The sequence below is a fragment of the Saccharothrix sp. CB00851 genome, from assembly GCF_001905065.1.
GTDB lineage: Bacteria > Actinomycetota > Actinomycetes > Mycobacteriales > Pseudonocardiaceae > Actinosynnema.
The window spans coordinates 68752-82447 of record NZ_LWLC01000023.1 but is presented as its reverse complement, the minus strand read 5'-3'; the positions used below and the strand labels follow the sequence as shown (position 1 = coordinate 82447).

General features: G+C 72.7%; 7 protein-coding genes. 4 read left to right on the top strand and 3 right to left on the bottom strand.

The window, feature by feature from the left end; genetic code table 11:
* Nucleotides 1–26: 26 nt before the first annotated feature.
* Nucleotides 27–2156: an MMPL family transporter gene (locus tag A6A25_RS21825; RefSeq protein WP_198932805.1), complete on the top strand. Its 2130-nt coding sequence runs from the start codon at nucleotides 27–29 to the stop codon at nucleotides 2154–2156.
* A 562-nt stretch (nucleotides 2157–2718) separates the two neighbouring features.
* On the opposite strand, the gene A6A25_RS21820 is transcribed toward A6A25_RS21825, so the two are convergent.
* Together A6A25_RS21820 and A6A25_RS21815 are read right to left on the bottom strand one after the other, a co-directional pair.
* Nucleotides 2719–4707, bottom strand: a complete 1989-nt coding sequence (locus tag A6A25_RS21820; RefSeq protein ID WP_073892794.1) for an alpha-glucuronidase — start codon at nucleotides 4705–4707, stop codon at nucleotides 2719–2721.
* 170 nt (nucleotides 4708–4877) lie between these two features.
* Complete coding sequence (locus tag A6A25_RS21815) at nucleotides 4878–6089, bottom strand: SGNH/GDSL hydrolase family protein (RefSeq protein WP_073892792.1); 1212 nt, start codon at nucleotides 6087–6089, stop codon at nucleotides 4878–4880.
* Between the two features lie 217 nt (nucleotides 6090–6306).
* Between A6A25_RS21815 and A6A25_RS21810 the strand changes: the two genes are divergently transcribed.
* The 3 genes from A6A25_RS21810 to A6A25_RS21800 are packed head-to-tail and all read left to right on the top strand — an operon-like array spanning nucleotide 6307 to nucleotide 9327.
* On the top strand, nucleotides 6307–7608 hold the full coding sequence (locus tag A6A25_RS21810; RefSeq protein ID WP_073893232.1) for an extracellular solute-binding protein: 1302 nt from the start codon (nucleotides 6307–6309) through the stop codon (nucleotides 7606–7608).
* A 4-nt stretch (nucleotides 7609–7612) separates the two neighbouring features.
* Entirely contained in the window at nucleotides 7613–8515 is a 903-nt protein-coding gene (locus A6A25_RS21805; protein WP_073892791.1) for a carbohydrate ABC transporter permease, read from the top strand.
* Nucleotides 8512–9327 carry a carbohydrate ABC transporter permease gene (locus A6A25_RS21800; protein WP_073892790.1) on the top strand — a complete coding sequence of 272 codons (816 nt, stop codon included), beginning with the start codon at nucleotides 8512–8514 and terminating at the stop codon, nucleotides 9325–9327. Before A6A25_RS21805 ends, A6A25_RS21800 begins: the two co-directional genes overlap by 4 nt.
* Here A6A25_RS21800 and A6A25_RS21795 read toward each other — a convergent pair.
* Complete coding sequence (locus tag A6A25_RS21795) at nucleotides 9308–13678, bottom strand: cation-translocating P-type ATPase (RefSeq protein ID WP_073892789.1); 4371 nt, start codon at nucleotides 13676–13678, stop codon at nucleotides 9308–9310. The genes A6A25_RS21800 and A6A25_RS21795 overlap by 20 nt on opposite strands.
* Between the last annotated feature and the right edge of the window lie 18 nt (nucleotides 13679–13696).

Here is a 13696-nt window from a genome sequence, read left to right as displayed (position 1 = left end):
GACAAGCTGTGACCATGCTATCTCGGATGGGGCGCTTCTGTTACCGGCGGCGCTGGTGGGTCCTCGGGGCCTGGCTCCTGGTCATGGTGATCGGCGGCGCGGCGTTCAGCCCGCTGTTCGGCAGTCTGGCGCTCAACAAGCCCTCTCAGGGCATGGAATCCAACATCGCCCGTCAAATCCTGACCAACGAGGGCGACTACTACGACAAGCTGGTCGCCGTCGTGGACGGCGGTGACGTGCGCTCGGCCGGCGCCGTGGCGGCGATGGACCGCGCGATCGACGACGTGCGCGGCATCGGCGGCATCAAGACCGTGGACGACCCGGTCGTGTCGGCCGACGGCACGGCCGCGCAGATCACCGTGCGCTTCGGCAAGATGCCGAAGGCCGACAAGAAGCAGGTCCTCGAGGACGTCTCCGACCGGCTGCACCGGGTGGCCGACGACGTGCCCGGCGCGGAGGTGGTGATCGGCGGCGACGAGCCGCAGGCGCAGGAGACCAACACGACCTCCGGCCGCGACACGCTGCGCGCCGAGCTGAGCACGTTGCCGATCATCCTGATCGCGCTGATCATCGTGTTCGGCGGCCTGCTGGCCGCGCTGCTGCCGCTGATCGCGGCGATCGCCGCGGTCGCCGGGTCGTTCGCGATGGTGCTGCTGTTCTCCACGTTCCTCAACCTGGACAGCACCGTCATGTCGGTGGTGTCGCTGCTGGGCCTGGGCCTGTCCATCGACTACGGGCTGCTGCTGGTGGCCCGCTACCGGGACGAGCTGGCCGCCGGGCGGGCGCCGGACGAGGCCGCGGCGCGCACGTGGGCGACGGCCGGGCGAACCATCCTGTTCAGCGGACTGACGGTTTCGGCGGCGTTGAGCGGGCTCCTCGCGTTCGACGTGCCGCGGTTGCAGACCATGGGCGCGGCGGGCATCTCGGCGACGTTGATCGCGATGGCGGCGGCGCTGACGTTGACGGCGGCGCTGCTGGGGTTCTTCGGCAAGCGGGTCCGGCCGTCGGCGAAGGCGATCGCCCGCGAGTCGCGGGCGGACAGCTCCGAGCGCGGCGGGTTCGCCCGGCTGGCGCGGTTCACCCAGGGGCGTCCGATCATCGTCACGGTGATCGCGTCGGCGGTCCTGCTGCTGCTGGCGCTGCCCGCGCTCACCACGACGGCGAAGCTGCCGCAGCTGGCCGGGTTGCCGCGGGACGTGATGGAGTCCGCGCGGGCGGCCGACGTGCTGCAGGACAAATTCGGCGTGGCCGTGCAGCCGCCGGTGGTCGTGGTGGCGCGGACCGGCCCGTCGGAGCTGGACGCGTGGGCGCAGCGGTGGCGGGACGACCCGTCCGCGCCCCGGGCCCGCCCGTCCGCGTCGACCGGCGACAACCTGTCCACGATCGCGTTCGACCTCGACGGCGACAGCCAGAGCAAGGCGGCGCAGGAGTTCGTGGGGCGGGTGCGCGCCGACCGGCCGCCGGGCGGCGAGTCGTGGGTGCTCGGTGACGCGGCGGTGATCGTCGACCTGTGGGACAAGACGACCGAGGGCCTGCCGTTGGCGATCGCCATCGTGCTGCTGTCGATGTTCGTGCTGCTGTTTTTGATGACCGGCTCGCTGGCCGTGCCGATCAAGGCGATCTTCATGAACGTGCTGTCGCTGGGCGCCACGATCGGCGTGATGGTGGCGATCTTCCAGCACGGGTTCCTGTCCGGTGTGCTGGACACGTTGGTGGTGGGCGGGCTGAGCCCGTACATCCTGCTGCTGGTGTCGGCGTTCGCGTTCGGCTTCTCGATGGACTACGAGGTGTTCCTGCTCGGCCGGATCAAGGAGCACGTGGACGCGGGCGAGGACACGGACACGGCGGTGCGGCGCGGGTTGCAGCGCAGCGGTCGCGTGATCACGTCGGCGGCGGCGCTGGTGCTGATCGTGTTCACCGGGTTCACCATCGCCGACCTGGCCGACGTGGAGGAGCTGGGCATCGGCCTGTTCGTGGCGGTGCTGATCGACGCCACGATCGTGCGGTGCGTGCTCGTGCCGTCCACGATGACGTTGCTGGGCAAGTGGAACTGGTGGGCCCCGAAGTTCCTGCGCCCCTTCCACGACCGCTTCCAGCTGCGCGAGCACGAGGCCCCGACGCCGCCGCGGCCGGACCTGGAACTGACCGGCCGCTGACCCTCACGCCCCCGTCCGCCTCCAGGACACCCAGGCCATCCCTGGAGGCGGACTCCCCCGCGAGGGGTCGGCAGGGCACTCCCCCCGGAGCCCGCCGACCCCTCGCACTGCCATGCCCGCGTGTCCTACGTTCAGAACGCGCGTGTCCCACGTTCAGGTACCCCGAGTTCAACCCTCAGGTCAGGCCGGCTGTGCCGTGTTCTGAGCGTTGAACTCGGGTGTTCTGAACGTAGGACACGGGTGACGCGAACGTAGGACACACGCGTTCCGAACGTAGGACACACCCGACCTGAACGTACGACACACGGAACCCGAGCGTTCGACTCGCGCCCACGACGGGACCGCAGCCCGACCGCAGAAGGCCCGATTTTACATGGGGTTCGGGTGCTTTAGGCTGGTCGAAGCCGGGCAGGCTTGGCGGGCGCTTTATCCGCCAGGCCTGCCCGGCTTTGGCCTGCCTGGAGTACCCGTAAGGGGCCCCATGTCAAATCGAGCCTGACCCAACCACCGAGCCGCGCCCCAACCACCGAGCCGACCCAACCACCGAGCCGCGATCCGACGCTCAGTAGAGAGTGCGGCCGTGGGCGTCCGGAACACCGGACTTGCGCCAGAAGTACGTGTTCACCTGATCACGCCACTCGATCGCACACCGCAACTGCTCCTCCAGCAGCCCACCAACCCGCTCGAACACCTCCGCCGGCACGTCATCCTTGAGCCGCGCCCACGTCTCCACCATCCGCGACACCTCCTCACACCCCGCGAAGTGGGTGTCGTAGATGTGCTGGATCACCGTCTTGCCCGAGTGCAGGACGTGCCCATACGGCACGTGGTGGAAGAACAGCAACAACTCGTCCGGACACGTCTCGACCGACTCGTACACGTCCCGCCACGGCGCCGGGAACTGCCCGGTGAACCCCGTCCCGGTACCCCGCGTCCGATCCACCCCCACACCATCGCGATCAGCGAAGTGGTACGTCCCCCACGGCGAGTACTCGTACCCGTCCACGCTGGGCCCGTAGTGGTTGCCCGGGTTCACCATGAACCCGACCCCCAACGGCGCCGTGTACCTCTCATACGTCAACCACGACCCGTCCATGACCTCGTGCAACGCCTCACGCACGTCCGCCGGACCCGGGAACGTCAACCCGATCCACTCGTCCAGCACCGCCTCCGGCGTGAGCCGGTCGTCCCACGCGAGCCGCCCGAACCCGAACAGGTTCGCCTGCGCCAACGGGTGCCCGGTCCAGAACGGGTCCTCGCCGACGTTCGACACCGCCACCACGCCACCGGCCGGAGCGGCACCCCGCCCACCGGCGATGTCCACGACCGTCAGCTCACCCTCACCCTCGCCCTCGCCCCACGGCCGGAACCCAAGCATCTCCCGCCACATCGGGTTGAGGTAGCACACGTGCTTCTGCTGCCCGGTGTACTCCTGCGTCACCTGCAACTCGACCGCGAGCCGGGTGCGCGGCATGGCGGCGATCACCGGCGACAGCGGCTCGCGCACCTGGAAGTCCATCGGACCGGCCTTCACCTGCAGCACCACGTTCGGGTCGAACGAGCCGTCCAGCGGGGCGAAGTGGTCGTGAGCCGCACGCGCGCGATCGGTCGAGCGGTCACGCCAGTCCTGCCGGTGGTTGTAGACGAACGCCCGCCAGAACACCGTGCCGCCGAACGGCGCCAGCGCGCGGGCCAGCACGTTCGCACCGTCCGCGTGGTCGCGGCCGTACGCGAACGGGCCGGGCTGCCCCTCCGAGTCGGCCTTCACGACGTACCCGCCGAAATCGGGGATCGCCGCGTACACCTCGGCGGTCGTGCGCGCCCACCACTCCCCCACCGCCGGGTCCAGAGGGTCGGCCGTGGGCAGTCCGCCGAGCGTCATCGGCGCGGCGAAGCTCACCGACAGGTGCACCCTGATCCCGTGCGGCCGGAACACCTCGGCCAGCCGCACCACGTCCGGCAGCAGGTCGGTCAGCAGCCGCGCCTCGGTGCGGTGCACGTTGACGTTGTTCAGGCCGACCCGGTTGACGCCGATCGAGCCGAGCAGCCGCGCGTAGGCCCGTGCCCGGGAGAGATCGGCACGCACCGCGCCGTCGGCGTAGAAGATCGAACCGCCCGCGTACCCGCGTTCGACCTGCCCCATCACCGGGTGCACCTCGATGTTGTCCCAGTGGTCCAGCATCCGCACCGGCTGTCGCGGCGCGTGCCTGCGCGCCCTCGCCTCACCCGTGAACGCCGCCTCACCCAGCCGCACCACGTGGTGGAAGCCGTACAGCAGGCCGACGCCGTCGATCGCGCGCACCACGGTGGTCGAGCCGGAGCGCCCCACCACGAACGCCTCGGGATCGGTCTCACCGTCGTCGGGGCCGCACACCAGCTCCAGGTCCGCCGGCCCGTCGTCGACCAGCGCGCCACCGTGCTCGGCCACCGCCGCCCCGACCTCGCCGCGGACCGTCCCGACGACCGGCCCGTCCCCGATGACGCGGACCCGGCGCGAGCCGAGCGACCGGAACGCGGAGGCGGGGAGCCACGCGGGGTGCACGCCGATCATGGACAGGTTCCTCCCGATGCGGATTCGGTGACGTTCGCCGAACTCGGCGACATCACCAAACTAGGTCGACTCAACCCCACCGGGCAAGGAAAACCGGCCGTCCACTGTCGACGTTCACGAGTGTGGACAGCGCACGAAACTTTTACGCGGCAACGACTCGGCACACCGTCTCAGTTGGACGGGGAGAACAGCTCCAGCGGAACAGCGTCGGCGAGTGCCCGGTAACCGGCCGGGGTCATGTGCAGGTGATCGCCTTCGTCGTACTCGCCCCGCAGCCGTCGCGGGTCCTCCGGGTCACGCACCACCGCGTCGAAGTCGAGCACCGCGTCGAACACCCCGCTGCCGCGGATCCACTCGTTGACCTCCTGGCGTGCCGCCTCACGGTGCCCACCCGGGTCGTCGTACGCCTCGTTGCCGCCCAGCGGCGCCAACGTCGCCCCGTACACCTTGATCCCGTGCGCGTGCGCACGCACAACCACCTGCTCATAAGCCGCACACAGGTCGCCCACGACCTGCTTCTGCACGACCGCCGAAGCCTCCGCGGTGCAGAGGTCGTTGATGCCCTCGAACAGCACCAGCCACCTCACCCCGCTCTGCGCAGGCACATCGCGGTCGAACCGCGCCAGCGCGCTCGGCCCGAGCCCGTCGCCGAAGACCTGGTTCCCACCGATCCCCTGGTTGAGCACCGCGACGTCCGCGGTGGGCGGCTCCGCCCGCAGCCGGGCCGACAGGCGGTCTGGCCAGCGGTCGTTGCCGTTGGTGGTGGAGCCCCGCCCGTCGGTCAGGGAATCACCGAGCGTGACCACGGCCGATCCGCCCCGCTCCGACCACACCTCGATCCCGCTGAGGAAGTACCAGTGGTCGGTGGTCGTCGCACCGGGCAGGTCGTCCGCCTCGACGTGGTCGCCCGCCAGCAGGTGGGAGGTCGTCCGCGAGCCCGGGTGCGACGTCACCAGGTCCGACGCCTGCCCGTCCGCCAGGTACGCCGTCACGGTCAGGTTCGCCTCCGGCCCGACCGGGAAGTCCAGCGGGTCCGACACGACCTGCGCCCCGACCGGCACCACGACGCCCGCACGACCGTGGAACGTGACCGGCCGGACCGATCCCGACTCCACCGCGCCCACCCCGGCCCGCCCGCCGACCGGCCGCGCGACCGTCACGGCCGTGATCGGCAGGACCGCGCCGCCGAACGCGTTGGAGAACCGCAGCCGCAGCCGGTCACCGCCGACCGTGACGCGCGCGGTCTGCCGCAGCGTGGCATCGGCGAGCACCTGCCCGTCCCGGGTGAACGGCGCGGGCGGCAGGTTGCCCGGCTCGGTCAGCTGCGGCGCGGACACCCACGTGTGCACCCACCGGCCGGTGGACGATGCGGCGGTACTCATGGTTCGACCTCCCCGCTCGACGGTGTGACGAGCGGGATTCTCCCGGCAGCGCCCCGGCCCGATCGCCGGCGGGGTGCCGCCACCGGGTTGCGCAAGGTAACGCAAACCTGCGCACACCCGCGCTTTGCGCCAACCGGGCGACCTTGGTGTGACGCGGCTTCCGCAGGGGAACCGAGTCGGTGACGTCATCGGCGACGTCGGGCACGGGGAGGCGGGCATGCGGGGGCTCCTGGTCACGTTGCTGCTGGTCGTCGCCGGGTGCGGCGGGTTGGGCTCGGACACGTCCGACGCGCTGGTCACCATGGGGTTCGGCCTGCCGGACGAGCACGCGACGGCACGCGTGGCGGTGTTCCGCGAGGCCAACCCCGGCGTCGACCTGCGGATCACCGAGGGCGCGTTCGACGAGCAGCAGTTCCTCTCCGCCGTCGCCGCGGGCGACCCACCGGACCTGGTCTACGCGGAACGCCGCAAGCTCGGCGGCTACGCGGCACGTGGCGCGGTGCAGAGCCTGGACGCCTGCGTGCGCGACCACGGCGTCGACCTCGGGCGGTTCCGGGACGCCGCCCTGCGCCAGGTCACCTACCAGGGCGAGGTGTACGGGTTGCCGGAGTTCTCCAGCGTCCGGCTGATGATCGTCAACAACCCGGTGGTGCGGGCCGCGGGCCTCGACCCGGCGACGCTGTCCACCTCCGACTGGGCGGGCATGGGCGCGCTGGCGGACCGGCTGAAGGAGGTCGGCGACGGTCGGGTGGAGCGCATCGGCTTCGACCCGAAGATCCCGGAGTTCCTGCCGCTGTGGGCCAAGGCGAACGGCGCCGAGCTGGTCGGCCCCGGCGCGCGGCTGGACGACCCGCGCGTGGTGGAGGCGGTCCGGCACACCACCGACCTGGTGGCCCGGCAGGGCGGCTGGGCGTCGTTCAAGGCGTTCCGCGACACGTTCGACCAGTTCGGCGCGAACAACCAGTACGTGACCGGGCAGCTCGCCGCGATGCCGATGGACTCCTGGTACCTCAACACGCTGGCCACCAACTCCCCCGACGCCGACGTGACGATCGCGCCGTTCACGGACCGCGACGGGCGGGTGCTGACCGAGTCCGGCGGCCAGGCGTGGGCGATCCCGAAAGGTGCCCGGCACCCCGACCTGGCCTGCCGCTTCCTGGTCACGATGACCGACACGCGTACCTGGGTCACGGCCGCGACCGCGCGGCGGGACGCGTTGGCCAAGGCCGGGAAGCCCTACGGCGGCACGTTCACCGCCAACCGGGACGCCGACGAGCGGATCTTCCGCGAGGTGTTCGCCCCCAGGGGAAATCCGATCCTGGCCAAAGGCGTACCGGTGGTGCTGTCGTTGCAGGACAAGGCGTTCGCGCTGCCGCCGAGCCCGGCCGCGAGCGAGTTGGTGCGCGCCTGGGAGGGCGCGGTGAACCGCGTCCTGGTCGGGCAGCAGAGCCCCGAAGAGGCGATGGCGCAGGCCCAGCGCGAAGCGGAACGGGCGCTCAAACGGGTGGGCGGGAGGTAGGGCCGTGACGGTCAGCGGACGTGAGGCGCGGGCGGGGTGGTTGTTCCTGCTGCCGTGGGTGATCGGGTTCCTGGCGTTCACCGCCGGGCCGATGCTGTTCAGCCTGTGGCTGTCGCTGACGCACTACGACATGCTCAAGCCGCCCGCGTTCGTCGGCCTGGAGAACTACCGCGAGGCGTTGGGCGACGAACGCGTCGGCACGGCGCTGTGGAACACGGTGTTCTTCGCCGCGCTGCACGTGCCGTCGCAGATCGTGCTGGCGCTGGGCTTGGCGAGCCTGCTGCGCCGGGCCGGACGCGGCAGCGGGTTCTTCCGCACCATCCTCTACCTGCCGGTGATGACACCGCCCGTGGCGTTGGCGGCCATGTTCCTGCTGCTGCTCAACGGGCAGCACGGCGCGGTGAACGGGTTCCTGGGCTGGTTCGGCTTCCAGGGCCCGAACTGGACCACCGACCCGGCGTGGATCAAACCGGGGCTGGTGGTGATGGGCCTGTGGACGGTCGGCAGCACGGCGGTGCTGTACCTGGCGGCGCTGACCCGCGTGCCGGTCGAGCGGTACGAGGCGGCGCGGCTGGACGGCGCGAGCCCGTGGCGGCAGTTCTGGCACGTGACGCTGCCCGGCATCAGCGGCACGGTGTACTTCACCGTCGTGGTGAACACGATCGCGTCGTTGCAGGTGTTCACCGAGGCGTACGCGATGTTCTTCGGCGCGCGGGCCAAGGCCTCCGCCGAGGGCGACGCCGCGCTGTTCTACGTGATCCACCTGTTCCAGGAAGCGTTCGGGTCGCTGCGGATGGGCTACGCGTCGGCGTTGGCGTGGGGCCTGTTCGCGGTGATCGCGGTCATCACGGCCGTGCAGGTGCGGTTGTCGCGCCGGTACGTGCACTACGAGGGTGACCGGTCGTGAAGCGCGTCGGGGTGTGGGCGGCGCTGCTGGTCGTCACGGTGGCGTTCGGCTACCCCTTCTGGTGGCTGGTGAGCGCGTCGCTGAAGGACCGGGCGCACGTGTTCGACAACGCGCTGCTGCCCCGGCCGTTCTCGCCGGGTAACTACGTCGAGGTGTGGCAGGCGGTGCCGCTGCTGACGTGGATCGGCAACAGCGTGGCGGTGGGGCTGGCGGCCGCGGCGGCGGCGACGGTCGCGAGCGCGCTGGTGGCGTTCGGCTTCGCGATGTTCCGGTTCCCAAGCCGTGACCTGCTGTTCGGCGTGGTGCTGGCGACCATGATGCTGCCCGCGGCGGTGACCATGGTGCCGGTGTACCTGGAGTGGCACGCGCTGGGCCTGGCCACCACGCAGATCCCGCTGTGGGCGCAGAACCTGTTCGGCTCCGCGTTCTACATCTTCCTGCTGCGGCAGTTCTTCCTCGGCCTGCCGCGCGAGGTGTTCGACGCGGCGAAGGTGGACGGCGCGAGCGCGTGGCGGCTGTTCACCTCGATGGCGCTGCCACTGGCGAAACCCGGGCTGGTCGTGGTGTTCGTGTTCGAGCTGAAGGCGGCGTGGACGGACCTGGTCAAGCCGTTGATCTACCTGCGCGACCCGCAGCTGTACACGTTGCCGCGCGGGCTGAAGGCGGTGCTGGACCGGTTCGGCGAGGGCGGCGAGGAGCAGTGGGAGCTGGTGCTGGCCGCGAGCGCCATCGCGACCGTGCCGATGGTGCTGCTGTTCCTGGTGGCACAGCGGCACTTCGTGCGCGGCACCGTCACCCAGCACGTCGAGTGACCAGCGGGTTCAGCACCAGGCCGAGGACGTTCGCGGCGGTGGCGCTGGACAGCGCGATGCCCCAGCCGATCGGGCCCAGCGGCGTGCAGCCGAAGAACTGGCTCACCCCGGGTGTCTGGATCACCGCGCCGAGCGCGGCGGCCGAGCCGAGGCTCGCGGCCAGCACCGACCGGTCCAGCCCGCCGGTGACCAGGGTCTGGCCGAGCTGGGTGCCGACCAGCGCGGCCAGCGCCACCGTGCCCGCCCGGCGCGAGCGGCCGGTGAGGCGGGCCGCCGTCCACGCCGCCGTGGCGCCGAGCGAGGTGGTGATCGCGCGGGCGGTGATGTCCCGGCTCAACGCGGCGCCCAGCGACGAGGTCGGTCCCTCGCTCAGCAGGTCGGGGACCGACTCGCGGGCGGGCCTGCTCAGCGCGATGGCCAACGCGGGCGCGAGGTCGGTCAGCAGGTTCACCAGCAGCAGTTGCCGCGCGGTCAGCGGCGACCGGCCCGTGACCGCCGAACCGAGCACGGTGAACGCGATCTCGCCGAGGTTGCCGCCGAGCAGGATCGCCAGCGCCTCCCGCACCGACGCCCACATCGCCCGGCCTTCCACCAGCGCCGCGATGATGGTGTCCAGCTTGTCGTCGGTGACCACGAGGTCCGCGGCGGCGCGGGCGGCCGGTGTGCCGCGCCTGCCCAGCGCGATGCCGACGTCGGCGAGCCGGATCGCCGGTGCGTCGTTCGCGCCGTCGCCGGTCATCGCGACGACCCGGCCGAGCCGCTGGTAGGTCTCGATGATCCGGACCTTCTGCGCCGGCGTGCAGCGGGCGATCACGTCCACCGTCGGCAGCAGGGCGTCCAGCTCGTCGTCGTCCAGCTCGTCGAGCCGTGACCCGGTCACCACGGTCATGTCGTCGTCGCCGCTGACCTCGCTGGCGATCGCCTCACCGGTGGCCGGGTGGTCGCCGGTGATCATCACGATCCGCACACCGGCCTCGCGCAGCTTCGCCGCGGCCGGTGGCGCGCCGTCGCGCACGGGGTCGGCCAGCGCGACGAAACCCAGCAGGGTCAGTCCCCGCACGTCGTCGTCGGTCACCGCGTCGCCCTCGAAGCCGGTGCGCTCGGCGACGGCCAGCACCCGGTGACCGCTGCCGGCCAGCCGCTCCACCCGCTGTTCCAGCCGGCGCAGGTCGCGCGGGTCGGTGTCGCAGCGCGGCAACACCGTCTCCGGCGCGCCCTTCACGCTCAGCACCAGCCGTTTCCCGACCTTGCCGAGGGTGGCGTGGTAACCGCGCGACGGCTCGAACGGCAGCGCCTCGACCAGCGTCCAGCCGCGCGCACCGGTCGTGGGGCCGACGCGCACCCGTCGTGCCCCTGCCAGCACCGCCCGGTCGGTCTGGTGCGCGAGGTCGTCCGGGTCGTCGGCGGGCGGCGTGGCGCGGACGGCGGCGGCCATGACGCGGCGCAGCTCGTCGTTCAGCCCGTCGAGGTCGGCGCCGCGGCGGCCGTTGTCCACCCGGCCCACGGTCAGCCTGCCCTCGGTCAGCGTGCCGGTCTTGTCGAAGCACAGCACGTCGACCCGGCCCAACGCCTCGATGGTGCGCGGGTTGCGCACCAGCGCACCGTGCTCGGCCAGCCGCCGTGCCGCGGCCAACTGGGCGGCGTTGACCAGGAACGGCAGCCCTTCGGGCACCGAGGCGACGGCCAGGTTCACCGCCGCGCCCATGCTCTCCCGCAGCGGCACGCCCCGCAGCAGCCCCGCGCCGGTGACGGCCGCCGCCGAGCCGAGCGCCACGGGCAACGTCTTGCGGGTCAGGTCGGCCAGGCGCGCCTCCACGCCCGTGGTGGGCGCGTTCCGGCGGGCCGCGGCCATGCTCCGGCCCACCTCCGTGGCGTCACCGGTCGCGACGACCACGGCCAGCGCCTCACCGGCGGCGATCGTGGTGCCCTCGTAGAGCAGGGACGACCGGTCGGCCAGGTCCGCGGCGATCACCGGGGCCGGGTCCTTCGTCACCGGCAGGGACTCGCCGGTGACCGACGACTCGTCCACCTCAAGCCCGTCGCCGTCGAGCAGGCGGCAGTCGGCGGGCACCACGTCACCGGCGGCCAGCCGCACCACGTCGCCCGGCACCAGCTCCTCCGCCGTCACCTGGCGGTCCCGGCCCTCGCGGACCACGATCGCGCGCACCGCCGAACGGCCGAGCAGCGTGGCCAGCGCCCGGTCCGTGACGACCTGCTGCACGCTGCCGAGCAGCGCCGACACGCCCACCACCCCGGCCACCAGCGCCGCGTCGACCGGGGAACCCACGGCCGCCGACACCGCCGCCCCACCCGCCAGCACCGGCGTCAGCGGGTTGGCCAGCTCGGTGAGGAACGCGCTGCCCAGGCTCGTGCCGACGGCCTGCCTGCCGCCCGACGTGCGCTGCCTGCGTTGCGCCTCGTGTTCGGGCAGCCCGTCACGGCCGGAGCCGAGCCGGTCCAGCACGGTGGCCGCCGGCATCAGGTGCCACGGCTGCGTGGTGGCCGGCGCGACCGCGGCACGGCTGCCGGGCAGCCGTTTCGCCCGCCACACGCCGTCCACGAACGCGATGGCCGACGCGCCGTCGACCGCGCGTGCCGCGTTCCGGGCGGGTGCGGGACCGTGCGTGCTCAACGCGCTCACCGCGCCGATACCGCTCGCGGCCTGGGCGAGCATGATCGAGTCCCGGGTGACGCGCCGCGCCGCGGGCACCGCCTCCACCAGCACCACGGCCGAGTCCAGGTCCCGGACGACGACGTGCGCGCCCCACGGCGGCGGCCCACCGTCCCGGTGCACGCCCACGCCGCAGTCCGCGGCGCCGAGCGCACGGCGGTTGTCGGACACGAGCAGCACCACGTGCCCGTCGCCCTGGAGTTCGCGCACCGCGCCGACCAGGCCGGTTCCGGACGGCACGACGCGATCCGCGAACCGGACCGGAGGGTGGTCGCGGTCCGTGGCGACGACCACGCGCAGCCCGGCCTCCCGGGCCGCCGACGCGATCGCGTCCACCGCGGGCGGCGTCTCGACGTCGACCGCCAGCACGGCCCGCAGCCTGCGGCCCTCGGCCAGGCCGAGCACCCCGGCGTGACCGACCAGCTTGCGCTGTTCACGCGTGCCCCGGCGCCCCTGCGGGTCGAGGCGGTCGATCGGGCCGATCGCCCAGTCGCCGTCGCGGCGCACGGCCGTCGGGTCCTCGGGGTCGAACAGGGCGAACGCCCGCTCGGCCGTGTCCGCCGGCCCGGAGGTCGCCTGCCCGGTGTCCGGCAGCGGCACCAGGTCGGTGAGCACCGACCGCCGCGAACCCAGCGCGGTCTCGTCCAGCACCAGCACGTCCACCACGTCCAGGCGGCGCAGCACCGACCGTTCCATCACCAGCGCGTTCCGGGTCGCCAGCACGCGGCCCAGCTGTGCGGCGAACGCGGCCTGGCCCGCCGACGGCGCCTTCGGCAGGCTCGCCACGCCCAGCGCGGCGGCCCGGCGCAACCCGGTGAACGGGATCGCCGCCGCGGTCGCCGCCGCACCCGCCGCCAACGCCCGCCGCGCGTAGCGGTCGGCGGGCCCCTCGGGGAACGGGCGCGGCCGTTCGACCACGATCGGCTCGGCCTCGGCGTCGTCCGGGCCGTCGATCAGGTCTCCCTCGGCGGCGCACCACGCGCGCTCGTGCGCCCTGACCTCACGCCACTGCTGCACGCGTTGGGCGACGTCCAACAACGTGCTCTCACTGCGGGACGCCAGGCCGTGCACGAGTGCGGCGGCGACCGAGGTGGCGGTGTCGGCGCGTTCCCGGCCCTGGAGCCGCCCGGCGGCCAGTTCGCGCAGCTTGGGGTGCAGGTCGACGGCGGCGATCAGCGCGCCCAGCTCGCCCGGGATCGGCGCCCACGGCGCGATCTTCGTGATGGCGGCCAGCGCCAAGCCGGCGGCGTCCGCGGCGAGCGTGGGCAGCAACCGGGTGCCCTTGAGCCCGTCTGCCGGGTGGTGCAGCTCGTCCTCGACCAGGCGCTCGTCCTCGGTGGCGGGCTCGGCCTCGGCCCGGCGCACCAGCGCGACCAGCTCGGCCGTGGCCGGCGGCGGGTCCTCGACGGCGACGATCACCCGGGCGGACGGCGCGTTGACCCGCGCCCAGCGCACGCCGGGGTGCGACTCCAGGGCGCGTTCGATCCGCCCGGCCACCCGCTTGCCGCGCGGGCCGTGCACGCCGTGCGCCTCGATGTGCAGGCGTCCCGGGCACGACCACACCTTCCGCCGGTCGCGGCGCAGCACGGCGGTCTGCTCCAGCGGGGCGAGGGCGAGTCCGACCAGCCCTTTGGCGAGGCCGCCCGCGGCGCGCACGGGGTCGATGCCGAGGAGTTCCACCGTGCCTGTTTTCCCGAT

Coding starts and splice junctions, on each gene's coding strand:
- A6A25_RS21825 (WP_198932805.1), top strand. CDS start 27: ATGGGGCGCTTCTGTTACCGGCGGCGCTGGTGGGTCCTCGGGGCCTGG.
- A6A25_RS21820 (WP_073892794.1), bottom strand. CDS start 4,707: ATGATCGGCGTGCACCCCGCGTGGCTCCCCGCCTCCGCGTTCCGGTCG.
- A6A25_RS21815 (WP_073892792.1), bottom strand. CDS start 6,089: ATGAGTACCGCCGCATCGTCCACCGGCCGGTGGGTGCACACGTGGGTG.
- A6A25_RS21810 (WP_073893232.1), top strand. CDS start 6,307: ATGCGGGGGCTCCTGGTCACGTTGCTGCTGGTCGTCGCCGGGTGCGGC.